The organism is Klebsiella sp. RCJ4, assembly GCF_009025755.1.
Taxonomy (GTDB): domain Bacteria; phylum Pseudomonadota; class Gammaproteobacteria; order Enterobacterales; family Enterobacteriaceae; genus Klebsiella; species Klebsiella michiganensis.
In genome coordinates, this window is sequence record NZ_WCIN01000023.1 from 91,221 (window position 1) to 113,572 (window position 22,352).

Consider the following 22,352-nt stretch of genomic DNA (forward strand, 5'->3'; position numbering starts at 1 on the left):
AACAAAAGTTTCTATTAATCAATAAAATTTGAAAAAAACGAACCGCAGCGGCAATTTCACACGTCTGGGGTTCGTTTTTACACTTACATTTTGTTACCAGTTTTTGTGATGTTTGTTAGCTTTTCCCGCTCAGGAAATAAGGGAATTATCTCCCCCTTCAGGAGTATAAACGCGTTGCGTGGACCACGGCTGGTACTCTGCGCTCAGCGACTGAAAAATGGCCTGCGTCAGCTCGCTTGCCTTCTGCGGATTGCAGTTCAGCATGTAGCGGGTATCAGGCAGCACGGGTAAACCGTCACTCCGGCCCGGTACGCGAAATTCGGGGCTCATCATCTCTACCGGCTGCGCGGTCACGCCAAGCCCGGCTTTCACCGCCGCCTTCACCCCCGCCATTGAGCTTGCCGCATGGGAAAGATGCCACGCAACGCCGGCGGCGTTGAGTACCTCAACGATCTCTTCCCGAAACGGATCCGGGGCATCCAGCAAAACAAGCGGGACAGACTCGCCCTGAGGGAGGACATAATCCGCTGCGCAGTACCACAGCGTTGGCGACGTGCGCAGCGTCAGCATGTCGGAACCCTTGGTTTGTCGGGTCGTCAGCGCAAGATCGATTGCCCCGCTCTTCAGCATATCGACGATATCAAGGTGTTTGAGGACTTTGATTTCCAGCGTCAGCCTGGGATAAAAACTACCAATCCGGTTTAACAGGCACGGTAAAATGGTATCCGCCGTCTCATCAGAGGCTCCCACGGTCAGCGTTCCCTGCAGGCTGCCAAACATGAGCGACATACAGGCTTCATCATTAAAGCGCAGAATTTTCCGCGCATAGCCCAGCAGCTGAATGCCCTGCTCGGTCAGAAGCTTATTGCGCCCGTGGCGAGCAAAAAGTTCTTTGCCAACCAGCTGCTCCAGCCGCTGCATCTGCTGGCTCACCGCTGACTGGGTCCGGCGCACCGCGACGGCGGCAGCGGCAAAGGTACTGAGATCGGCGACGGCAACAAAGGTTCTCAAGAGATCGAGGTCTAAATTTAGTATCGAACGATTTTCATTTATCATATTTGCTTCACATTCAGGCGGCTAATGCTTACCTGCCTTGTTGATGCTGTGCTCCAGGCTTCCGGCTAATCCTTAAGCTTCGCGTTACCCGCCAGAGACGGACGGATGAACAACTGGACGAACGTTATTGCATTAGAAAGCACTCATCCGCAGCAAATGCGCGGAATTTCAGAGTAATATTTTGCTCGTACGCCTAAGCGCTTTTAATTACGACGCATTTGTTTTTGTGATGTGACGCAAAAAATAGCCGTCAATGACCATTGTCTGCATCCTCACCAGCGACAAACCTTGCCATCGGGCTCAGGCAGAACAAAAACCTGCAATAACAATGTATTAATAAAGAAATAAGCTACCTGGCATAGCCATATGTCGGTATTAACGGCGATATTCTAACCGAAAACCACAATATTTATAAGCGTTAATCAGTATTATCTCAGGCCACTTTAAATGCTGGTTGGCGCTTTAATTAAATTAACAGATCTAAGAATATTCCTTGCATAAAATAAAACTCATTTAGCTATTAAATACTTTCATTAAAAATATCTAGCAAAGTTGTTACAACCTTCAGCGTATTGTGAATTAAACGTTCACCAGACGATGATTCGTTTTACGCGTAAAAAACAAGCGCCGGTCCTCTTTAAATCAACAAACCAGATAAACGTTCACCAAAACACCACCAGGCACAATATAAGACCATCAATAAAATTATTAAAGGTGTAATGTATAAACAAAAGCGCAGTTCACCAGATAAATTGATTACACCAAAAAGCGATGAATAGCAAAATCTTCTCCTGTTAACCCTTCAAAACAGCGGGGAGGCGGAGTACATTATTCCGTGCTGACTTCCACGGCAGGGAGTGGCGATAACAGCTAAAAGGTCAAGGTTCATGTCCCCCATCGAAAAATCCAGCAAGTTAGATAACGTCTGTTACGACATCCGCGGCCCGGTTCTGAAAGAGGCGAAACGCCTTGAAGAAGAAGGCAATAAAGTCCTGAAGCTGAACATCGGCAACCCAGCGCCGTTTGGCTTTGACGCGCCTGACGAGATCCTCGTTGACGTTATCCGCAACCTCCCTACCTCGCAGGGCTACAGCGATTCAAAAGGCCTCTATTCCGCCCGTAAGGCCATCATGCAGCATTACCAGGCCCGCGGTATGCGTGATGTGACGGTCGAAGATATCTATATTGGTAACGGCGTTTCGGAGCTTATCGTCCAGGCCATGCAGGCGCTGCTGAACAGCGGCGATGAAATGCTGGTCCCGGCGCCGGATTATCCGCTGTGGACCGCCGCGGTCGCGCTTTCCAGCGGTAAAGCGGTGCACTATCTTTGCGATGAGTCTTCCGACTGGTTCCCGGACCTCGACGATATCCGCGCGAAAATCACCCCGCGTACCCGCGGCATCGTGATTATCAACCCGAATAACCCAACCGGCGCGGTGTACTCAAAAGAGCTGCTGATGGAGATCGTCGAGATCGCCCGCCAGCATAACCTGATTATTTTCGCCGATGAGATCTACGATAAGATCCTCTACGATGAAGCGCAGCACCACTCAATTGCGCCGCTGGCCCCGGATCTGCTCACCGTTACCTTTAACGGCCTGTCAAAAACCTACCGCGTTGCCGGCTTCCGCCAGGGTTGGATGGTACTGAACGGGCCGAAGAAACACGCAAAAGGCTATATCGAAGGCCTGGAGATGCTGGCCTCTATGCGCCTGTGCGCCAACGTCCCGGCCCAGCATGCGATCCAAACCGCTCTCGGCGGCTATCAGAGCATCAGCGAATTTATTGTTCCCGGCGGACGCTTGTATGAACAGCGTAATCGCGCCTGGGAGCTGATTAACGACATTCCGGGCGTCTCGTGCACTAAGCCGAAAGGCGCGCTGTATATGTTCCCGAAAATCGACGCTAAACGCTTTAATATTCACGATGACCAGAAGATGGTGCTCGATTTTCTGCTGCAGGAGAAAGTCCTGCTGGTTCAGGGTACCGCCTTTAACTGGCCGTGGCCGGACCACGTGCGTATTGTGACCCTTCCGCGCGAAGACGATCTTGAAATGGCAATTACCCGTTTCGGGCGTTTCCTTTCCGGCTACCACCAGCTCTGATTTTATCTGTCCAGCCGCCGGGATTTGCATCCGGCGGCAATCCCTGCGCACAATGGCACCCGACGTCGTAACTGATTAAGGGTTCCTATGAGTCAGAGTCATTTCTTTGCCCACCTCTCCCGCCTGAAACTGATCAACCGCTGGCCGCTGATGCGTAATGTGCGCACCGAAAACGTCTCCGAACACAGCTTACAGGTCGCGATGGTGGCCCATGCGCTGGCGGCGATCAAAAATCGTAAATTCGGCGGGCGGGTTAACGCCGAACGCATCGCGCTGCTGGCGATGTATCACGATGCCTCGGAAGTCCTGACCGGCGACCTGCCGACGCCGGTAAAATATTTCAATTCTCAGATCGCGCAAGAGTACAAAGCCATCGAAAAAATCGCCCAGCAGAAGCTGGTCGATATGGTTCCTGATGAACTGCGCGACATTTTTGAACCGCTGATCGATGAACATCACTACAGCGAAGAGGAAAAATCCCTTGTCAAGCAGGCGGATGCGCTTTGCGCCTACCTGAAGTGTCTGGAAGAGCTATCGGCGGGGAACAATGAATTTCTGCTGGCCAAAGGCCGCCTTGAGAAAACGCTGGAATCGCGCCGCAGCGCAGAGATGGACTACTTTATGCAGGTGTTTGTCCCGAGCTTCCATCTTTCCCTCGATGAAATCAGCCAGGATTCGCCTTTATAACCCCACACTTCCCCGGCCAGCGTCAGCCTGACCGGGGAAGGATGCCGCTGAATCAGAACGGAAACAGCACCGGGATCAGCAGGACGCACACCACCATCACCAGGAGGGTGAACGGCACGCCGATTTTGACAAAATCGCTGAATGAATATTTCCCCGGCCCCAGCACCAGGGTGTTCACCGGCGACGATACCGGGGTCATAAACGCCGCCGAGGCCGCCATGGCGACCACCATCGCAAAGGGATAAGGCGAAACGCCCATCGACTTTGCCGCGGCCAGCGCAATGGGCGCCATCAGCACCGCGGTGGCGGTATTGGAAATAAACAGGCCGATAGCCGCGCACATTACGAACAGGCAGCCAAGCATCAGGTACGGTCCTTTGCTCCCCGCCACATCCATGAGTCCCTGAACCACCAGATCCACGCCGCCGGTTTTCTGCAGCGCCAGAGCAAAAGGCATCATTCCGACAATCAAGATAATGCTCGGCCAGTGGATAGCTTTATAGGCGCTCTCGGCGTTAATACAGCGGAATTTACCCATCAGCAGGCAGGCAATGATGGCCGCTATAGGGTTAGGAATTTCGTCAGTCAGCATCAGCGCGACCATCAGCACCAGACAGAAAATCGCGTGCGGCGCCTGGCTGTGCGCCGGCGAGGCGTCGTTGACCTCGATGGGCATATTCAGCACCACAAAGTCACGGCCCCGCTTAGCCAGCAGCGCTATCTGCCGCCAGTTGCCCACCACCAGCATGATATCGCCAAGCTGCAAGGCTTCATCGGTCACCGCGCCGTCAAGGGCTTTGCCATCGCGTTTCAGCCCCACGATGTTCAAATCAAAACGGGTACGAAAGGCGATTTCGCGCACCGACTTGCCAATCAGTTCTGAATCCGGGATCAGAGAGACTTCCGCCATCCCCACGTCCAGCGCCTGATCGGAAAAATATTCGCCGCGCAGCACCATCGGTTCGAGCATCTGCTCGCCGCAGAACTGGCGTAAATCCACGTCTGAGGCCGACATATCGATCAGCAAGACGTCGCGGGCGCGGAATTCCGATACGCCGTTAACGTTAACGATAACCCGTCGAAAGCGCCGCCAGCGCTCAACGCCGATAACGTTCGCCCCGTAGCGCTCGCGTAGCTTCAGGTCGTCCAGGCGCTGGCCAATCATCGGCGAGCCGGGGCGTATGGCCAGGCGGCGCGCGCGCCCCGTGAGATGATAATCTTTAATGAGATCGCGGAAGGTGCTTCTTTTTCGGCCATCTCGCGCTTGCTCGCCCTCTTCTCCTTTGAGCATAAAACGCATCACCAGCATATAGAAAATGCCCAGAACCAGCACCACCAGACCTATCGGCGTAACGCTAAAAAAGCTGAAGCCTTGCAGCCCTTCGCGTAAAAGTTCGCTGTTAACGACCAGGTTAGGCGGTGTGGCCACCAGGGTCATCATCCCGCTGATAAGTCCGGCAAAACTGAGCGGCATCATCAACCGCGAAGGGGAGGTGTTCATGCGCATCGACACGCTGAGCACCACGGGGATAAAAATGGCCACCACGCCGGTCGAGCTCATAAACGCCCCTAATCCGGCAACGGTTAACATCAAATAGACCAGCATTTTGGTTTCGCTGTTCCCGGCAACCTTCACCAGCCAGGAGCCCATTTTGGTGGCGACCCCGGTGCGCACCAGCCCATCGCCAATAATAAAAAGCGCGGCAATAAGAATAACGTTAGGATCGCTAAAGCCGGAGAAGGCCTCGCTGAGCGTTAAAGTGTCGCTGAGAACGAAAGCGACAATCACCAGCAATGCGATAGCGTCCATGCGCACTTTTCCGGTGGCAAAGAGCACGACGGCTACGGCAAGAAGGGATAACACCCAAATCAATTCACCGTTCACAACTTATCCTTGTCAGAAGATGGAGTTGGAAGTCTGGCATAAAAAAGCCCCGCCGGCGCGGGGCTAAATCATGAGATTAATCTTTAAGGATAATATTCACGTTGCCGTCAGGCAGGCGTTCAACCTGCAGGCTCTCCAGCGTCGTTAATACTAAATCCGCTTCATCAAGACGCGGCGCATCGGCGGGCACATTGACCGCGATGGTGCGACAGCCGGCATTCAGCCCGGCGAGCAGACCGGCAGGCGCATCCTCCACGACGGCGCAATCCCCCGGCGCCAGTCCCAACAGTTCGGCCCCCAGCAGGTAGGCGTCCGGTGCGGGTTTCCCGTGCTTTACGCGCTCGGCGGTAACAAAAACCTTCGCCTCAGGCAGCCCCGCGGCACGATGACGAGCGTGGGCGACGGGTATCGACCCCGACGTCACGATCGCCCACGGAATCCCCGCGCGATCGAGCGTCCTGAGCAACGCCACCGCGCCCGGCAGCGCCGTTACGCCATCCGTATCCGTTGCTTCTACCGTTTCCAGCAGGGTGAACTCTGCCTGAATCTCCTCTTCGCTGCGGCCGGGGAGAAAATGACGCAACGAGGTTATCGCCTGTTTGCCATGAATGAAGTTCAGCACTTCATCATGAGGGATACTGAACCGATCCGCCCATTTGCACCACGAACGCTCCACAACCGGCAGCGAATCGACCAATGTCCCGTCAAGATCAAACAGGAAACCTTTACACTGCACGGGAACCTCCATCAGGCGTTGATAATTTGGTTAATTTCGTTACTGCTTAAATGGTACTGACGCGGGCAGGAGTGCCAGGTGCTCAGCATGCGCTGGTATTTTTCCCACATCGGGGTCTGGGAGTTAAAACCGTGAGTGCCGGCGTCAAAGTGGCTGTAGCGCCCTTCAACGTTAACCATAAAGCGGACATAGCCGAGATAGCGGGCTTCGGTCGCCACGTCGAAGCCGAGGAAGGTGACCCGACGCTCGTCAATTCCGCTGGCATCCTTCAGGTTCGTCCAGGAGACATGCAGCGCATGATACATCTCCATGATATCAATGATGGTACGACACGTTTCCTCGGTAAGCTGGCCAAACTCGCGGTCCAGCTCGCGCATCTGCAGCCCGTATCCACGCTCAATGATGGTCTGCAGGCGGCGGTAGCGTTCAGCGTTGTCCGGATCGAGCATCGTCATCATTTTGTATTGATTCGACAGAATCAGACGCTGCGCATTGGTCATTTCCATTTTTGACTCCTGTGGCACTTTTACGACGTGAAAAAAGAAGGCGCATAATTCATGCGCCTTCTTTTATATGCGTTTTCCCGATGCAATTACAAATCATCAAGGAAAGTTTTATCCAGTTGTTTGAAGGCGCGCTTAAGCGTGTCAGCTAAAGCCTGATAATCCGGCTTGCCGTCAACCGGCGTCAGCGCTTGTCCCGCCTCCTGCAGTTTACCCCGTACTTCATAAAACCAGTTCAGTATCGACGGCGGCAGCGGCGTTACCGAACGCTTACCCAGCCACCATAAGCCTTGCATCGGCAGACTCAGCGCGAACAGCGCGGTAGCCACGGCAGGGCCCAGCTGGCCGCCGAGGGCGATTTGCCAGCACAGCGTGAAAATCGCCACCGGCGGCATGATGCGAATCGCATAGCGCGTGGCGCGAATAATACGGTTTTCAATAAACACCGGGGCAAGGCGCTTATCCAGAGGCCAGGTCTTTGCATAGTGCTGCCCGTGGCGAAACAAGCCAAAAAAACTCACAGGGCGATTCTCGGGACCGGACATGGCTTACCTCAACTTTACATATAAAACTTAAAAAATATGTGCAAAACACCAACTGTGCATGACAACGTTCAAAAGATTTTGGCAATGGCGGCCTCAATCAGGTATTCTGTGCGCACCTGAGGGGCGGTTAGACCCTTTTACCAGGTTAGTCAAATTATCGCATATTCTGCCACCGGCTGAAAATTATGCAAAATGACATAAAATCAAATGTACTTCTCTCATCGTGCCCGAAAACAGTACAAGGCATGATGTTAATCATAAATGTCGATGTCATCCTGCGCTACGCTTTGTGACACACTGACGTTTTTTTAGCCACGTATCATAAAAGGTACTTCCATGTCGAGTAAGTTAGTACTGGTTCTGAACTGCGGTAGCTCCTCTCTGAAATTCGCTATCCTTGATGCCGTCAACGGCGACGAATACCTGTCCGGTTTAGCAGAATGTTTCCATCTTCCTGAAGCCCGTATCAAATGGAAAATGGACGGCAGCAAGCAAGAAGCCGAATTAGGCGCTGGCGCTGCTCACAGTGAAGCGCTGAACTTTATCGTTAACACTATTCTGGCACAAAAACCAGAACTGTCTGCTCAGCTGACCGCAATCGGCCACCGCATCGTTCACGGTGGTGAAAAATACACCAGCTCCGTCGTTATCGATGACTCCGTGATTCAGGGAATCAAAGACTCCGCCTCTTTCGCTCCGCTGCACAACCCGGCGCACCTAATCGGTATCGCTGAGGCGCTGAAATCTTTCCCTAATCTGAAAGACAAGAACGTTGCCGTGTTCGACACCGCGTTCCATCAGACCATGCCGGAAGAATCTTACCTCTATGCCCTGCCGTACAGCCTGTACAAAGAACACGGCGTACGTCGCTACGGCGCGCACGGCACCAGCCACTTCTATGTGACTCAGGAAGCCGCGAAAGTTCTGAACAAACCGGTTGAAGAGCTGAACATCATCACCTGCCATCTGGGCAACGGTGGTTCCGTTTCCGCTATCCGCAACGGTAAGTGCGTTGACACTTCCATGGGTCTGACTCCGCTGGAAGGTCTGGTTATGGGTACGCGTTCTGGCGATATCGACCCGGCAATCATTTTCCATCTGCACGATGCGCTGGGCATGAGCGTAGACGCCATCAACAAAATGCTGACCAAAGAGTCCGGTCTGCTCGGTCTGACCGAAGTGACCAGCGACTGCCGCTACGTTGAAGACAACTACCAGGAAAAAGCTGACGCTAAACGTGCCATGGACGTTTACTGCCACCGCCTGGCGAAATATATCGGCTCCTACACCGCGCTGATGGACGGTCGTCTGGACGCCGTCGTATTCACCGGTGGTATCGGTGAGAACGCCGCGATGGTTCGCGAACTGTCTCTGGGCAAACTGGGCGTACTGGGCTTTGAAGTTGATCACGAGCGCAACCTGGCTGCCCGTTTCGGCAAGTCTGGCTTCATCAACAAAGAAGGCACTCGCCCGGCTATCGTCATTCCGACCAACGAAGAGCTGGTCATCGCGCAAGACGCCAACCGTCTGACCGCCTGATTCCACACCGCCAGCCATAACCCTAAATAATTCGAGTTGCAGGAAGGCGGCGACGCAGAGAATCCCCCAGGAGCGTACGAGTAGTACGTAACTGGGGTGAACGAGTAAAGCCAACGCACATGCAACTTGAAGTATGACGGGAAGCTGGTGGTGCAGTTTTGTATCCCGCCTGATACTGGCGGTAACGAAAGAGGATATATCGTGTCCCGTACAATCATGCTGATCCCTACCGGAACCAGCGTAGGCCTGACCAGCGTCAGCCTCGGTGTTATCCGTGCTATGGAACGTAAAGGCGTTCGTCTGAGCGTCTTTAAACCTATCGCTCAACCGCGTGCCGGTGGCGATGCGCCAGACCAGACTACCACTATTATTCGCGCGAACTCCGACCTTCCGGCCGCAGAACCGCTGAAGATGAGCCACGTTGAGTCGCTGCTCTCCAGCAACCAGAAAGACGTGCTGATGGAAGAGATCATCGCCAACTACCACGCCAACGCTCAGGATGCGGAAGTGGTGCTGGTTGAAGGTCTGGTCCCGACCCGCAAACATCAGTTTGCCCAGTCTCTGAACTACGAAATCGCGAAAACGCTGAACGCTGAAATCGTTTTTGTGATGTCCCAGGGTACCGATACTCCTGAACAGCTGAAAGAGCGCATTGAGCTGACTCGCAGCAGCTTCGGCGGCGCGAAAAACACCAGCGTCACCGGCGTGATCGTCAACAAGCTGAATGCGCCGGTTGACGAACAGGGCCGTACTCGCCCTGACCTGTCGGAAATCTTCGACGACTCTTCCAAAGCAAAAGTCGTGAAGATCGATCCGGCTCAGCTGCAGAGCGGTAGCCCATTACCGGTTCTGGGCGCGGTGCCGTGGAGCTTCGATCTGATCGCCACCCGCGCGATTGATATGGCGCATCACCTGAACGCCACCATCATCAATGAAGGCGACATCAATACCCGTCGCGTGAAGTCCGTCACCTTCTGTGCGCGTAGCATTCCGCACATGCTGGAACACTTCCGCGCAGGCTCCCTGCTGGTCACTTCCGCAGACCGTCCTGACGTTCTGGTCGCCGCCTGCCTGGCCGCGATGAACGGCGTGGAAATCGGCGCTATCCTGCTGACCGGCGGCTACGAAATGGACGCCCGCATCAGCAAACTGTGCGAACGCGCGTTTGCAACCGGCCTGCCGGTATTCATGGTTAACACCAACACCTGGCAGACCTCTCTGAGCCTGCAGAGCTTCAACCTGGAAGTTCCGGTTGACGATCACGAGCGCATCGAGAAAGTTCAGGAATACGTGGCTAACTATATCAACGCCGACTGGATTGAATCGCTGACCGCAACTTCCGAGCGCAGCCGTCGCCTCTCTCCGCCAGCCTTCCGCTATCAGCTTACCGAGCTGGCGCGTAAAGCAGGCAAGCGCGTCGTGCTGCCGGAAGGCAACGAGCCGCGTACCGTTAAAGCCGCGGCTATCTGCGCCGAGCGCGGTATCGCCACCTGCGTACTGCTGGGTAACCCGGATGAAATCACCCGCGTGGCCGCATCTCAGGGCGTAGAGCTGGGCGCCGGTATTGAAATCGTTGACCCGGAAGTGGTTCGCGAAAGCTACGTTGCTCGCCTGGTCGAGCTGCGTAAGAGCAAGGGGATGACCGAAGCGGTTGCCCGCGAGCAGCTGGAAGACAACGTGGTTCTCGGCACCCTGATGCTCGAGCAGGACGAAGTCGACGGCCTGGTATCCGGCGCGGTTCACACCACCGCCAACACCATCCGTCCGCCGCTGCAGCTGATCAAAACTGCGCCGGGCAGCTCTCTGGTCTCCTCCGTATTCTTCATGCTGCTGCCGGAACAGGTTTACGTTTACGGCGACTGCGCGATCAACCCGGATCCGACCGCTGAACAGCTGGCTGAAATCGCCATCCAGTCCGCAGACTCCGCGATTGCCTTCGGCATCGAACCGCGCGTGGCCATGCTCTCCTACTCCACCGGCACCTCCGGCGCCGGCAGCGATGTAGAGAAAGTACGCGAAGCGACCCGTCTGGCGCAGGAAAAACGTCCTGACCTGATGATCGACGGCCCGCTGCAGTACGATGCGGCGGTCATGGCTGACGTAGCGAAATCCAAAGCGCCGAACTCCCCGGTTGCCGGCCGCGCTACCGTGTTCATCTTCCCGGATCTGAACACCGGTAACACCACTTACAAAGCCGTACAGCGTTCTGCCGACCTGATCTCCATCGGGCCGATGCTGCAAGGGATGCGTAAGCCGGTGAACGACCTGTCCCGTGGCGCGCTGGTTGACGATATCGTCTATACCATCGCCCTGACCGCGATTCAGTCTTCCCAGCAGCAAGCATAATCTGCCCGCTGCATGCAAAAAGGCGACCGGATGGTCGCCTTTTTTATTTACAGCAGCTCTCGCGCCGCCGAGACAATATCATGCGCCGTCAGGCCATACTCCTTCTGCAAGAACTCCTGCGTTCCCACCTGGCCGTAGCGCTCCTTCACCCCCACGCGACGCATCGGAACCGGGCAGGTCTCCACCAGCACTTCCGCCACCGCCGATCCCAGCCCGTTATGAATACTGTGGTTTTCACAGGTCACGATACGCCCGGTTTTCTCGGCATAATTTTTCACCAGCATGCGGTCGATGGGCTTCAGGGTAAACATATCAATCACCGCCGCGCTGACCCCTTCCTGCTCAAGCTGACGCGCCGCCTCAAGGGCTTCCGCCACCATGATCCCGTTGGCAATCAGGGTGATGTCGTCGCCTTCGCGCAGCACATTCCCTTTGCCAATGGTAAACGTTGAGCCCGGCGCGTACACGCTCGGCGCCTGTTTGCGGATCGTGCGTACCCAGTAAAAACCGTCGAGATCGATAAGCTGCCGCAGAATATCCTCAAACATCACCGCATCGGTCACTTCCAGCACCACCGAATGGGCCAGACCGCGCACGATCCCCATATCTTCAAACGACATATGGGTTCCGCCGTTATGGCAGGCGGTCACCCCGGCATCCGAAGCGATCACCTTGACGTTATTCCGCTGATAATCGAGCGACATAAACAGCTGGTCGAAGCAGCGGCGGCTGGCGAAAGCGGTAAAGGTATGGACAAACGGCTTGCGTCCGGTCAACGATAGCCCGGCGGCGGTGCCGATCACGTTGGCTTCCATAATGCCGCAGTTGATGACGTGCTGCGGATGCTCCATGGCGACGCCATCCATCGCCATGGAGCTCATCAGATCCGCTTCCAGCGCGATAATCGGGCTCCTGGCTTCAATTTGCTGCGCGACGAATCCGGCATAGACTTTACGCATCTCTACGGCATCTTTTTGCCCTGCGGGTGCAACCTTAATCATGTTCAGCCTCCAGTTGGCGAATCGTCTCGTTTAGCGTCTCTTTCATCTCCGCCGTCAGGCGTAAATGGTGGTTATTACTGAGATTCTCGAGATACGGCACGCCCTGGCCTTTCACGCTATCGAGAATAACCACGCGCGGGCGCGCATCGACGGGAGATACGGGTTGAACCGCGGCCAGCAGCCCGGGGATGTCATCGCCTTTGACGGTGACAACATCAAAACCAAAGGCGCGGAATTTATCCTCCAGGTTGAAAGCGCGAATGATTTCATCCAGCCTGCCGTCAAGCTGTAGCTTGTTCCAGTCAACAAACACGGTCAGATTATTCAGACGGTGATGGGCAATAAACTGAAAGGCCTCCCAGCACTGGCCTTCATTCAGCTCGCCGTCGCCAACGATACAGAACACGCGATTCGCCCGCCCCGCCAGCTTATGCGACAGCGCCATGCCGCCGGCGATGGAAATCCCCTGCCCCAGCGAGCCCGTAGTGGCGTCCACCCCACGCGTTTTCAGCCGGTCCGGATGGCTTGGCAGCCGCGTACCGTTCTGGTTTAGCGTGCTCAGCTCCTCCATCGGGAAATACCCCTTAATCGCTAACGTACTGTACAGCGCGGGGCCGGCATGACCTTTTGATAACACAAAGTAGTCGCGCTCTGGCCAGTCCGGGTCCGCGGGATCAATTTTCATCACCGCGCCGTACAGTACCGCCAGCGTCTCCACGACCGACATACTGCCGCCATAGTGGCCGAAACCGAGGTCCGTCAGCGATTTCAGGGTAGCGACGCGAATGTCCCGCGCCAGGTTAGTCACTTCTTGCACATTCATGATTTCGCTCCGCTGTTCTCCTGCGCGCCGCCGCCCACAGGTTTCTTTTTCACAAAAACGTTGTACGCCACCAGCAGCACAAACAACGCCACAACAAGGCCGGTAATCGCAAACGGCGACAGGTAGCGGGCCAGGTTACCCAGCACGATACCCACGGCGCCGAAATCCGCATCCGAGAAAGTGGTGTTGGCAAAGCCAATCGCCCCCAGTACCGGCAGCAGCAGCACCGGCAGGAAGGTGATCAGCAGGCCGTTGGCAAACGCGCCAATCATCGCCCCGCGCCGCCCGCCGGTGGCGTTGCCAAAGACCCCCGCGGTCGCGCCGGTAAAGAAATGCGGCACCACGCCGGGCAGGATCAGCACCCATTTAAACTGCCCGCAGAGGAACAGCCCGACCAGACCGCCGAGGAAACTAAACAGGAAGCCAATCAGCACCGCGTTGGGCGCGTAGGGGTAAACGACCGGGCAGTCCAGCGCCGGACGGGCGTTGGGCACCAGCTTTTCTGAAAATCCGGTAAAGGCCGGCACGATTTCCGCGAGGATCAGACGTACCCCTTGCAGGATGATGAACACCCCGGCGGCGAAGGTAATCGCCATAATGATGGCGTAAACCAGGTAGTTCTGGCCTCCGCTAAAGGTGCTTTCCACGTACTCGCGCCCCGCGCTCACCGCCATAATCAGATAAATAATCATCATGGTCAGCGAAATGGAGATGGAGCTGTCGCGCAGGAAGCTCAGGTTTTTCGGCAGGTTCATCTCTTCAGTTGAACGAGATCCTTTACCGCAGACGCTACCGATCCAACCCGACAGCACATAGCCCAGGGTGCCGAAATGGCCGAAAGCGATATCATCCGTGCCGGTAATACGCTTCATATAGCGCTGGGTCAGCGCCGGGAAGAACGCCATCACCAGCCCGAGGATCAGAGAGCCGGTAAAGACCAGCCCGACGCCTTCGAAACCCGCCACGGTAAGAATCACGCCGATCATACAGGCCATATAGAAAGTGTGGTGACCGGTCAGGAAGATATACTTCAGACGCGTAAACCGGGCGACCACAATATTCGCTACCATCCCGAACGCCATAATCAGCGCGGTTGAAGCACCGTATTTTTCCAGGGCAATAGAAACAATCGCCTCGTTATTAGGAATAATGCCCTGGATATTAAAAGCATGTTCAAACATGCCCCCCAGCGGATTCAGCGAACCGACTAATACCGTCGCGCCGCCGCCAAGAACAATAAAACCCAGAATTGTTTTAATGGTTCCCTTGACGACATCGGAGAAAGATTTCTTTTGCGCTACCAGACCAATTAACGCAATTAAACCGACCAGCACCGAGGGTACTTTTAGAATATCAACAACAAAATTCAGCGTTTCAAGGATAAACATATCCACCTCGCTATCAATAATTATTGTCTGGCGAACCACGCGCGCAGCTGCGCTTCGAGTTCGTTAATATCGATGATGTTGGTAATCACCACCAGCTGACTTTCCGGCACGCTGGCGCTGGCGGCAATGTCTTTTGCCATCACGAATAAATCCGCCGCGCCCGGCGTTGCTGACGACAGATCGGAGTGCTCTACCTCGGCCTCGATATCGAGTTTTTTAAGCACTTTTTTTATATTCATCTCAACCATAAAACTACTGCCCAGGCCAGAGCCGCAAATTGCCATAATTTTCATTGTTATCACCTTTTTTGGGTAGAGTACGTCCACATCACGCAGGCGCGTAATGGGTTATAAGCCGGATAATAAAATTGAATCAGTAGCGCGCGACGATCGTTTTTATCTCCTCAATATTGGTTGCCTGATGTAATTTATTCATATCTTCCTCGCTGGAAAATAATTCCGCCAGGGCAGAAATCATTTCGATATGGCTATGTTTATCCGGCGCCGCAAGCATAATGATAATATCAACCGGGTCGAACTCCTCAGCGCCAAACGATACCCCTTGTTGCAGTTTCAACAGCGACAGCCCCAGCCCCTTCGCGCCCTCCTCAGGCCGCGCATGCGGCATCGCCAGTCCCGGGGCCAGCACGTAGTACGGCCCGAGCCGCTGGTGCTGCTCCACGATGGCCGTCACGTAGGCAGGTTCGATAACGTCGGCCTTCAGCAGCGGCCGGGCGCAGATGTCCAGCGCCTGTGGCCAGGTCTCTACGCTTTGCCGCAGCGCGATGGTGGCATCAGAGAGCCAAGTCTTGAGCATTTTGTCCCGCCTCTTTTAGCAAAAGATGGGCAAACTTTATGCAAGCAGCCAATAGTTATCTGCGAGAACGATCACAAAGATAGCGCTACCAATGCTGAACATTCAGATTTGTGATAGCGCTATCAATTCGTAATCATCCCATCAAAACGCAGCAAAAAGGCCCGTTTAAGGCGTATACTCCCTGACACGTGAAGTAATGGATGATAATAAAAACGTCTGTTTAGCAGGAATATGTATGTCTCTAACCCGAAAACGGCGTAGTACCGGTAAAGTCACGATCGCCGATGTTGCTCAGCTGGCTGGTGTGGGAACGATGACCGTGTCCCGCGCCCTTCGCACGCCGGAACAGGTTTCCGATAAGCTACGTGAAAAAATCGAAGCGGCGGTGCAAGAGCTAGGGTACATGCCTAATCTCGCCGCCAGCGCGCTGGCGTCTGCCTCCTCAAGAACCATCGCGATGGTGGTACCAAATCTTGCCGAGGCGGGCTGTTCGGCGATGTTTGCCGGGCTTCAGCAGATATTACAGCCGGCAGGGTATCAAATCATGCTGGCAGAATCGCAGCACCGTCTGGAGCAGGAAGAAAAGCTGCTGGAAACGCTGCTGGCCTCTAACATCGCCGCCGCCATTCTGCTTAGCGTTGAACACAGCGATACCGTACGCCACTGGCTGAAGAACGCCTCGATTCCGGTGGTGGAGATGGGCGCAATGCGCGCCGATCCGATCGACATGAATATTGGCATTGATAACGTAGCGGCGATGTTCGAGCTGACGGAGATGCTTATCCACCGCGGCTATCAGAATATCGGTCTGCTGTGCGCCAATCAGGAACAGTGGATTTTTCAGCAGCATTTGCAGGGGTGGTATAAAGCCATGCTGCGCCATCATATGTCGCCTAACCGGGTAATTAACGCCGCGCTGCCCGCCAACTTTTCCACCGGCGCTTCACAGCTGCCGGAGTTTTTGCTGGCATGGCCGGAGCTGGATGCGCTGGTTTGCGTTTCCGATGAGCTGGCATGCGGAGCGCTGTATGAATGTCAGCGTCGGCGCATAAAGGTACCGGATGATTTAGCCGTCGTCGGTTTTGGCGACAGCGACGTGAGCCGGGTCTGCCAGCCGCCGTTAACGACCATGGCGGTACCGCACCATAAGATTGGTATAGAAGCCGGGCGCGCCCTTCTGGAGCGTCTTACGGAGGGAAACTGGAGCGACAGAAAGCCCATCGCGTCCAGTTTATGCATGAGGGACAGCTGTTAGAAAACTACTCAGCCTCTTCCTGCTTTTCGCTTTTTGCTGACTCATTATTCGCATTGCGGGTCATCCACAGCGCCAGCGCTTTTAATGAGTCCGGAGTGAACTCATCGCAGCGGGCGGTGATCTCTTCCGGCGTCAGCCAGCACACTTCGCTCACTTCTTCTTCCTGCAGCGCGAACGGGCCGTGCGATACGCAGCTAAACAGGCCGCCCCAGACGCGGCAGTGTTTATCTTCGTAGTAGAACTGCCCGTGGTCAGCAAAAGGCACGCCGGCAATACCGAGCTCTTCTTCCGCCTCACGGCGCGCGGATTCCAGCATTTGCTCGTCAGCCTGCACCACGCCGCCGGCGGTGGCGTCCAGCATGCCCGGCTGGAAATCTTTTGTTTCGGTACGACGCTGCACCAGGATTTTGCCCATCCCATCATGAACAACAATGTAGGTCGCTCGATGACGCAGGCACTCCGCACGCATTTGTTCGCGGCTGGACTGTGCTATCACCTCATTGTTTTCATTAACAATATCGACCCATTCTGTGCTTGCCAAATGATTCTGTTCCGCCATCAGGAAACCTTACTTTTTAAAGCGCTCTTGCGGCGCGTCTATACGGTTGAGGGGTAAATTACGGGTAAATTGCGACCTCTGCAATAACCTGATTATCATCGAGTGCTAAAACCTGCAATTGCCCCTCGTTCAGAAGACCGTAGCTGGCGGTAAATCCCCCTTTAGGGATGCTGACCGAGCCGGGATTGAAGAGAAAAATCTCGCCGCGTTTCTCGGCAACCGGAATATGAGTATGGCCATAAGCCAGCACATCGCCAGCGGCGAGAGGAGGCAAATTTTCGGGGCTATACAGATGCCCGTGGGTCAGAAACAGACGGGTTCGCGCGCTCAAAACCTGCTGCCAGGGGGCGGTAATGGGGAACCGCAGCAGCATTTGATCGACTTCGCTGTCGCAGTTGCCGCGTACGGCAATCACCCGCTCCGCCACGCTATTTAGCGCCTCCGCGACCTGGGCCGGAGCATAGCCTTCGGGAAGGGCGTTACGCGGCCCGTGATTGAGCACATCGCCGAGGATAACCAGCCACTGCGCCCCACTGCGCGCGAACAGCGCAAGCACGCGTTCAGCGGCAGGCAGAGAGCCGTGGATATCCGAGGCAAACATCAGCTTCATACATTTCATCTCCACGCATTACGATGCCGCTATGATAACGGAACCGCTGGCGCTTATCAGCCCGCGCGTTTGGCTGAGAGTGCGACGTAGCGCTGAACCGACGCCCGCTGCCACTGGAAGGTGGCGTAATCCACCAGCGCTGCGGGAACCTCATCGCCGTTCAGGACCAGGCGATTGAGCATCAGCGCCAGGTCGGTATCGGCAATGGACCATTCGCCAAATAGATTCTGCCCGCCATGGGACAGCAGAACGCCAGCCGTTGCAAACAGCTTGTCGGCGCTTTTTTTCCCGGCTTCGCTGAGCGGAGGTTTCTTTGCTGCGGCAAAGACCACGTCCGTGGAGCGCTCTTCGCGAATCGGCATTAAATCGCTACGCAGCCAGGCCTGCACCTGACGCGCCCGCGCGCGCTTTTGCAGGTCATGCGGGTAAAGCCGCTCCCATTCCGGGGGCGCAAAGCGCTCATCCAGATATTCGGTAATCGCGGAGGATTCGCTCAGGAAGAATTCCCCGATCTCCAGCAGCGGTACGCGACGCGTCGCGCTGTAGCCTTTCCAGCCGCTTTGCAAATGTTCGCCGCTGTCGAGGTTAACGGTTTTCAGGGTAAAAGGCAGGCTCTTTTCCTGCAGGGCAACGTATACGGACATCACATATGGCGAGAAAAAATCGGCGTCGGACCACAGGGTAATCGCGGGCTGGCTCATAGCATCCTCAATGGCTAATGTAATGGGGCAATACGCCAACATATCCTGTCTTTCAGAGGATGTCACTGACCGCCACGCTGAGGATCTTACATACTTCTCAGGGGGTGAACGCGATCGGCGAAAGTCATCCAGGATGAGGCAAACCTGTCGGATGATGCCAGTTCACCTATACTCGAAAAGTTTGCGACCTGTGACGGCGAGGAATTTTCATGATCGATTTTTACTACGCACCCACTCCTAATGGCCACAAAATCACGTTATTCCTCGAAGAAGCGCAGCTGGCGTATCGCCTCATCCGGGTGGATATCGGCAAGGGGGAACAGTTTCATCCGCAGTTTCTCGCGATCTCACCCAACAACAAGATCCCGGCGATCGTTGACCACGCTCCCGCCGACGGTGGTGGCCCATTAAGCCTGTTCGAATCCGGCGCCATCCTGCTCTATCTTGCTGAAAAAACTGGAAAATTACTGAGCGGCGAGCTCCGCGAGCGCCACGTCACCCTACAGTGGTTATTCTGGCAGGTCGGCGGGTTGGGGCCGATGCTCGGACAAAATCATCACTTCAACCACTTTGCTCCGCAGGCGGTGCCTTACGCCATTGAGCGCTATCAGGTGGAAACGCAGCGCCTGTATGGCGTGCTCAATCGGCGCCTTGGCGAGAGTCCCTGGCTTGGCGGCAATCACTACAGCATCGCCGATATCGCCTGCTGGCCGTGGGTGAATGCCCATCAGCGCCAGCGTATCGACCTTGCCAATTACCCGGCGGTGCATAACTGGTTTGAACGCATTCGCCAGCGCCCGGCCACCGTTGAAGCGCTTCTGAAAACAGAAGCCCATTAACCCCCTGCTCGCCCGGGAAGCTTTGATGTATGATTGCGGAAATTACTACACGGAGGAAGCCTGCCATGTCTCAACCAGACGCCATTATTCGAATTAAGAACCTGCGCCTGCGTACTTTTATCGGAATTAAAGAGGAAGAGATCGCCAACCGCCAGGACGTGGTGGTTAACGTCGCGATCCACTACCCGGCGGAAAAATCGCGCAACAGCGAAGATATTAACGATGCGCTGAACTACCGCACCATCACCAAGCGCATTATTAGCCATATTGAGAATAACCGCTTCTCTCTGCTGGAAAAATTAACTCAGGATGTGCTCGACATCGCACGCGAACATCACTGGGTCACATATGCTGAAGTAGAGATCGATAAACTGCATGCGCTGCGCTACGCCGATTCGGTATCCATGACGATGAGCTGGCGGCGCTAGACGCATCTTAGGGAGGCGCTATGAACGTTCTGCTTACTGGCGGTACCGGCCTGATTGGCCGCCATCTGATCCCCCGGCTACTGGAGCTTGGACATCACGTAACGGTTTCAACGCGCAGCCCTGAAAAGGCCAAAAGCCGCCTCGATTCGCGCGTCACCCTGTGGCGCGATTTCGAGCATCAGGCGAACCTCAACGGCATTGATGCCGTCATTAATCTGGCCGGTGAGCCGATCGCCGATAAGCGCTGGACGGCGGAGCAGAAACAGCGTCTCTGCCACAGCCGCTGGGATACCACGCAAAAGCTGGTCACGCTGTTCAACGCCAGCGATACGCCGCCCTCGGTGCTGATTAGCGGCTCCGCCGCCGGTTATTATGGCGACCTCGGTGAAGTCGTGGTAACCGAAGAGGAGCCACCGCACAACGAGTTTACCCACAAGCTTTGCGCCCGCTGGGAGCAAATCGCCTGCGAAGCGCAGAGCGATCGCACCCGCGTCTGCCTGCTGCGTACCGGCGTGGTGCTGGCGCCGCGAGGCGGCATTCTGGCCAAAATGACGCCGGCCTTTAAGCTTGGCCTCGGCGGCCCTATCGGTAGCGGAAGGCAATATCTGGCGTGGATCCACATCGACGACATGGTCAACGGTATTCTCTGGCTGCTGGATAACGACCTGCGGGGGCCGTTTAATATGGTTTCCCCTTACCCTGTGCGCAACGAGCAGTTCGCCCACGCGCTGGGGCATGCGCTAAATCGCCCTGCCATTTTCCGCGTCCCGGCGGCGGCTATTCGCCTGCTGATGGGAGAATCTTCCGTTCTGGTACTCGGCGGCCAGCGCGCGCTGCCTAAACGCCTGGAAGCCGCCGGATTTGGCTTTCGTTGGTACGATCTGGAAGAAGCCCTCGCCGATGTGCTGCGGTAGCCCAGGTCCATCAGGGAGAGTATCGCTCTCCCTGATTAATTAATTTATGGAACCCGCCTCGCAGCGCGCAAAAATCACCAGTCCTGTGTCGCCTTAACTGTGAATCTCATTCCAGTGATATGCCTATCACTCTGCCATAACCCCTGTGTGTAATTTAACACCATCACACCGTTGACATTCGTCAACAACTTATTCAGCATTACCAGGACGAATTGATGAAGGAACATCCGGATAAACATATCAGAGCAGCTATTGACTACGCGCTGGCACGAGACTGGATTTTTATCACTGGCGGCAAAAGCGCTCACTGTTTTGGCAGGTTGATGTGTGGGACAGCCCGGCACCGGGAACATATGATGGGCATCTGGTCAACGCCTGCGGTACCCATTAACCACGCCAGGCAAATTATCAGAATGGTCGACCGCTGCCAGCCGCCTGCCTCGGGTCAGATTAACCACAAGAAGGATTAAACCATGGCGCTGTATAATTTTACGCTCACCCTCTCCGGCGTAACTGCTCGTACCGTGGGTCTGGAAGATGCGCTGCATGCCGCAGGCTGCGCTGACGCCCTGGTCTGTTTTTACGGAACGGCGGTCTATCTGGAGTTCGATCGCGAAAGAGACTCTCTTGAGCAGGCTATTCTGTCAGCGATTGCCGATATCGAATCCGCATCGGCTCTGAACGCGCGGGTTGAATCCGTCGATTCCGCGCTGGTCGGTTTAAGCGATATTGCCGAACTTACCGGCCTGACGCGACAGGCCGTCGCCTTATTAAAAGATGGCGCACGAGGCTCAGGTCAGTTTCCCGGGCCGGTACAGCGGGTTAAAGGCAATTCCCCGCTGTGGCGCTGGAAAACCGTCGTGGGCTGGCTGGTGATGGAAGGACGGCTTGCCGAAGATTCACCGCTGGTCGCCCACGCGACAGTTCTGGATAACCTCAACCTGGCGCTACAACTGAGGGCGACGTCGGAGAGCACCACCGTGCTGCGCTATCTTCACGGCTTCGGAAATCAGCCCCGGGCTTGTCCGACGGTTGCTTAGACGCATTGCCCTTCCGGCGCTTTATGATGTTAAGGTGGCGGAATAATCCACCGCTATGGACCGCTTTATGAGAATACTCACCACTCCGCGCCTGCGCCTCTCTCCGTTTCACTCATCCGACTGGCCTTTTTTCCTGCGCTTACGACGAGACCCGGAAGTGATGCGCTATATGGGCGAGATTCTTGAGGAGCCGGCGCTGCGGACGCTGTTTGCATCACGCTGCGCTGACCCGGGCGTATTCGTACTGCGCGACGCCAGCGGCGCGGCGGTTGGCGATATTGGCCTGCGCATCAGCGGTAAAAATCCGCACGAAGCGGATGTCGGATACGCTCTCCTGCCTGAGGCTCAGGGGAAGGGTTACGCCAGTGAAGCGCTAAAAGCGATTTGCGACTACGGATTTCAGCAGCTCGGCGTTCACGCAATAAATGCCTGGGTGCTGGGCAGTAACGCTGGCTCTTCCCGTCTGCTGGAAAAACACGGCTTTATCCGCATTCAGGTGCTCGAAAAAGCGTATCATCTGAACGGCATTGACTATGACGACTGGGTGTATCGGCTGGAGCGTTAGCCGCCCCGACG

The 22,352-nt window shown here is 55.5% G+C and carries 24 protein-coding genes; 11 read left to right on the forward strand and 13 right to left on the reverse strand.

Features of this window, described 5'->3' with window-relative positions:
• Positions 1–129: 129 nt before the first annotated feature.
• Positions 130–1,056 carry a LysR family transcriptional regulator gene (locus tag F8562_RS06825; protein WP_014839121.1) on the reverse strand — a complete coding sequence of 309 codons (927 nt, stop codon included), beginning with the start codon at positions 1,054–1,056 and terminating at the stop codon, positions 130–132.
• A gap of 887 nt (positions 1,057–1,943) precedes the next feature.
• Between F8562_RS06825 and alaA the strand changes: the two genes are divergently transcribed.
• Positions 1,944–3,161, forward strand: coding sequence for an alanine transaminase AlaA (gene alaA, locus F8562_RS06830; protein WP_004852849.1), 1,218 nt, complete (start codon positions 1,944–1,946; stop codon positions 3,159–3,161).
• Positions 3,162–3,248: 87 nt separating this feature from the next.
• Complete coding sequence (yfbR, locus tag F8562_RS06835; RefSeq protein ID WP_004852850.1) at positions 3,249–3,848, forward strand: 5'-deoxynucleotidase; 600 nt, start codon at positions 3,249–3,251, stop codon at positions 3,846–3,848.
• A 52-nt stretch (positions 3,849–3,900) separates the two neighbouring features.
• Here yfbR and F8562_RS06840 read toward each other — a convergent pair whose 3' ends face one another.
• The 4 genes from F8562_RS06840 to yfbV all read right to left on the reverse strand — a co-directional run bounded on the left by F8562_RS06840 (position 3,901) and on the right by yfbV (position 7,517).
• Positions 3,901–5,733, reverse strand: coding sequence for an SLC13 family permease (locus F8562_RS06840; RefSeq protein WP_014839122.1), 1,833 nt, complete (start codon positions 5,731–5,733; stop codon positions 3,901–3,903).
• Positions 5,734–5,809: 76 nt separating this feature from the next.
• Positions 5,810–6,469, reverse strand: a complete 660-nt coding sequence (locus F8562_RS06845; protein WP_009654668.1) for a sugar phosphatase — start codon at positions 6,467–6,469, stop codon at positions 5,810–5,812.
• Positions 6,470–6,480: 11 nt separating this feature from the next.
• A complete protein-coding gene (locus F8562_RS06850) occupies positions 6,481–6,975 on the reverse strand; it encodes a YfbU family protein (RefSeq protein ID WP_004123152.1) in 495 nt (164 codons plus the stop codon).
• A gap of 86 nt (positions 6,976–7,061) precedes the next feature.
• Positions 7,062–7,517: a terminus macrodomain insulation protein YfbV gene (yfbV, locus tag F8562_RS06855; protein WP_004104090.1), complete on the reverse strand. Its 456-nt coding sequence runs from the start codon at positions 7,515–7,517 to the stop codon at positions 7,062–7,064.
• Positions 7,518–7,853: 336 nt separating this feature from the next.
• Between yfbV and ackA the strand changes: the two genes are divergently transcribed.
• Entirely contained in the window at positions 7,854–9,056 is a 1,203-nt protein-coding gene (gene ackA, locus F8562_RS06860) for an acetate kinase (RefSeq protein WP_004123156.1), read from the forward strand.
• A gap of 201 nt (positions 9,057–9,257) precedes the next feature.
• Complete coding sequence (gene pta, locus F8562_RS06865; RefSeq protein WP_014230257.1) at positions 9,258–11,402, forward strand: phosphate acetyltransferase; 2,145 nt, start codon at positions 9,258–9,260, stop codon at positions 11,400–11,402.
• 47 nt (positions 11,403–11,449) lie between these two features.
• Here pta and F8562_RS06870 read toward each other — a convergent pair whose 3' ends face one another.
• The 5 genes from F8562_RS06870 to F8562_RS06890 all read right to left on the reverse strand — a co-directional run bounded on the left by F8562_RS06870 (position 11,450) and on the right by F8562_RS06890 (position 15,430).
• Positions 11,450–12,403, reverse strand: coding sequence for a transketolase family protein (locus tag F8562_RS06870; protein ID WP_014839124.1), 954 nt, complete (start codon positions 12,401–12,403; stop codon positions 11,450–11,452).
• Positions 12,396–13,226: a transketolase gene (locus F8562_RS06875; RefSeq protein WP_014839125.1), complete on the reverse strand. Its 831-nt coding sequence runs from the start codon at positions 13,224–13,226 to the stop codon at positions 12,396–12,398. Before F8562_RS06875 ends, F8562_RS06870 begins: the two co-directional genes overlap by 8 nt.
• Positions 13,223–14,614 carry a PTS ascorbate transporter subunit IIC gene (locus tag F8562_RS06880; RefSeq protein ID WP_094909351.1) on the reverse strand — a complete coding sequence of 464 codons (1,392 nt, stop codon included), beginning with the start codon at positions 14,612–14,614 and terminating at the stop codon, positions 13,223–13,225. Before F8562_RS06880 ends, F8562_RS06875 begins: the two co-directional genes overlap by 4 nt.
• A gap of 20 nt (positions 14,615–14,634) precedes the next feature.
• Positions 14,635–14,907 (reverse strand): PTS sugar transporter subunit IIB, encoded by a 273-nt coding sequence (locus F8562_RS06885; protein ID WP_004870916.1) that lies wholly within the window; start codon positions 14,905–14,907, stop codon positions 14,635–14,637.
• 79 nt (positions 14,908–14,986) lie between these two features.
• Positions 14,987–15,430, reverse strand: coding sequence for a PTS sugar transporter subunit IIA (locus F8562_RS06890; RefSeq protein WP_014839126.1), 444 nt, complete (start codon positions 15,428–15,430; stop codon positions 14,987–14,989).
• A gap of 235 nt (positions 15,431–15,665) precedes the next feature.
• Here F8562_RS06890 and F8562_RS06895 point away from each other — a divergent pair, with 235 nt between their 5' ends.
• Positions 15,666–16,685, forward strand: a complete 1,020-nt coding sequence (locus tag F8562_RS06895) for a LacI family DNA-binding transcriptional regulator (protein WP_014230261.1) — start codon at positions 15,666–15,668, stop codon at positions 16,683–16,685.
• A 4-nt stretch (positions 16,686–16,689) separates the two neighbouring features.
• Here F8562_RS06895 and yfcD read toward each other — a convergent pair whose 3' ends face one another.
• The 3 genes from yfcD to yfcF are packed head-to-tail and all read right to left on the reverse strand — an operon-like array spanning position 16,690 to position 18,555.
• The gene (gene yfcD / locus F8562_RS06900; protein ID WP_004852867.1) at positions 16,690–17,244 is read right to left on the reverse strand and encodes an NUDIX hydrolase YfcD; all 555 of its coding nucleotides are present in this window, start codon (positions 17,242–17,244) and stop codon (positions 16,690–16,692) included.
• Positions 17,245–17,302: 58 nt separating this feature from the next.
• Complete coding sequence (gene yfcE, locus F8562_RS06905) at positions 17,303–17,854, reverse strand: phosphodiesterase (RefSeq protein ID WP_014230262.1); 552 nt, start codon at positions 17,852–17,854, stop codon at positions 17,303–17,305.
• Between the two features lie 56 nt (positions 17,855–17,910).
• Positions 17,911–18,555, reverse strand: coding sequence for a glutathione transferase (gene yfcF, locus F8562_RS06910; RefSeq protein ID WP_014839128.1), 645 nt, complete (start codon positions 18,553–18,555; stop codon positions 17,911–17,913).
• A 209-nt stretch (positions 18,556–18,764) separates the two neighbouring features.
• On the opposite strand from yfcF, the gene yfcG reads away from it, so the two are divergent.
• The 6 genes from yfcG to F8562_RS06940 all read left to right on the forward strand — a co-directional run bounded on the left by yfcG (position 18,765) and on the right by F8562_RS06940 (position 22,341).
• A complete protein-coding gene (gene yfcG / locus F8562_RS06915; protein ID WP_014230264.1) occupies positions 18,765–19,394 on the forward strand; it encodes a GSH-dependent disulfide bond oxidoreductase in 630 nt (209 codons plus the stop codon).
• Positions 19,395–19,459: 65 nt separating this feature from the next.
• Positions 19,460–19,822: a dihydroneopterin triphosphate 2'-epimerase gene (gene folX / locus F8562_RS06920; RefSeq protein ID WP_004104107.1), complete on the forward strand. Its 363-nt coding sequence runs from the start codon at positions 19,460–19,462 to the stop codon at positions 19,820–19,822.
• Between the two features lie 20 nt (positions 19,823–19,842).
• Entirely contained in the window at positions 19,843–20,736 is an 894-nt protein-coding gene (locus F8562_RS06925; RefSeq protein ID WP_014230265.1) for a TIGR01777 family oxidoreductase, read from the forward strand.
• 215 nt (positions 20,737–20,951) lie between these two features.
• A complete protein-coding gene (locus F8562_RS06930; RefSeq protein ID WP_042934138.1) occupies positions 20,952–21,206 on the forward strand; it encodes a hypothetical protein in 255 nt (84 codons plus the stop codon).
• A gap of 3 nt (positions 21,207–21,209) precedes the next feature.
• Positions 21,210–21,776 carry a hypothetical protein gene (locus tag F8562_RS06935; RefSeq protein ID WP_014230267.1) on the forward strand — a complete coding sequence of 189 codons (567 nt, stop codon included), beginning with the start codon at positions 21,210–21,212 and terminating at the stop codon, positions 21,774–21,776.
• Positions 21,777–21,843: 67 nt separating this feature from the next.
• Positions 21,844–22,341 carry a GNAT family N-acetyltransferase gene (locus F8562_RS06940; protein ID WP_046877205.1) on the forward strand — a complete coding sequence of 166 codons (498 nt, stop codon included), beginning with the start codon at positions 21,844–21,846 and terminating at the stop codon, positions 22,339–22,341.
• Positions 22,342–22,352: the final 11 nt, after the last annotated feature.

Bases quoted from the DNA above. Each gene is read 5' to 3' on its own strand.
- F8562_RS06880 (WP_094909351.1), bottom strand. From the start codon at position 14,614: ATGTTTATCCTTGAAACGCTGAATTTTGTTGTTGATATTCTAAAAGTA.
- alaA (WP_004852849.1), top strand. From the start codon at position 1,944: ATGTCCCCCATCGAAAAATCCAGCAAGTTAGATAACGTCTGTTACGAC.
- F8562_RS06895 (WP_014230261.1), top strand. From the start codon at position 15,666: ATGTCTCTAACCCGAAAACGGCGTAGTACCGGTAAAGTCACGATCGCC.
- yfbV (WP_004104090.1), bottom strand. From the start codon at position 7,517: ATGTCCGGTCCCGAGAATCGCCCTGTGAGTTTTTTTGGCTTGTTTCGC.
- F8562_RS06935 (WP_014230267.1), top strand. From the start codon at position 21,210: ATGGCGCTGTATAATTTTACGCTCACCCTCTCCGGCGTAACTGCTCGT.
- F8562_RS06885 (WP_004870916.1), bottom strand. From the start codon at position 14,907: ATGAAAATTATGGCAATTTGCGGCTCTGGCCTGGGCAGTAGTTTTATG.
- yfcE (WP_014230262.1), bottom strand. From the start codon at position 17,854: ATGAAGCTGATGTTTGCCTCGGATATCCACGGCTCTCTGCCTGCCGCT.
- yfbR (WP_004852850.1), top strand. From the start codon at position 3,249: ATGAGTCAGAGTCATTTCTTTGCCCACCTCTCCCGCCTGAAACTGATC.
- yfcD (WP_004852867.1), bottom strand. From the start codon at position 17,244: ATGGCGGAACAGAATCATTTGGCAAGCACAGAATGGGTCGATATTGTT.
- F8562_RS06940 (WP_046877205.1), top strand. From the start codon at position 21,844: ATGAGAATACTCACCACTCCGCGCCTGCGCCTCTCTCCGTTTCACTCA.
- F8562_RS06890 (WP_014839126.1), bottom strand. From the start codon at position 15,430: ATGCTCAAGACTTGGCTCTCTGATGCCACCATCGCGCTGCGGCAAAGC.
- yfcF (WP_014839128.1), bottom strand. From the start codon at position 18,555: ATGAGCCAGCCCGCGATTACCCTGTGGTCCGACGCCGATTTTTTCTCG.
- F8562_RS06870 (WP_014839124.1), bottom strand. From the start codon at position 12,403: ATGATTAAGGTTGCACCCGCAGGGCAAAAAGATGCCGTAGAGATGCGT.
- F8562_RS06825 (WP_014839121.1), bottom strand. From the start codon at position 1,056: ATGATAAATGAAAATCGTTCGATACTAAATTTAGACCTCGATCTCTTG.
- yfcG (WP_014230264.1), top strand. From the start codon at position 18,765: ATGATCGATTTTTACTACGCACCCACTCCTAATGGCCACAAAATCACG.
- folX (WP_004104107.1), top strand. From the start codon at position 19,460: ATGTCTCAACCAGACGCCATTATTCGAATTAAGAACCTGCGCCTGCGT.
- F8562_RS06925 (WP_014230265.1), top strand. From the start codon at position 19,843: ATGAACGTTCTGCTTACTGGCGGTACCGGCCTGATTGGCCGCCATCTG.
- ackA (WP_004123156.1), top strand. From the start codon at position 7,854: ATGTCGAGTAAGTTAGTACTGGTTCTGAACTGCGGTAGCTCCTCTCTG.
- F8562_RS06930 (WP_042934138.1), top strand. From the start codon at position 20,952: ATGAAGGAACATCCGGATAAACATATCAGAGCAGCTATTGACTACGCG.
- F8562_RS06875 (WP_014839125.1), bottom strand. From the start codon at position 13,226: ATGAATGTGCAAGAAGTGACTAACCTGGCGCGGGACATTCGCGTCGCT.
- F8562_RS06850 (WP_004123152.1), bottom strand. From the start codon at position 6,975: ATGGAAATGACCAATGCGCAGCGTCTGATTCTGTCGAATCAATACAAA.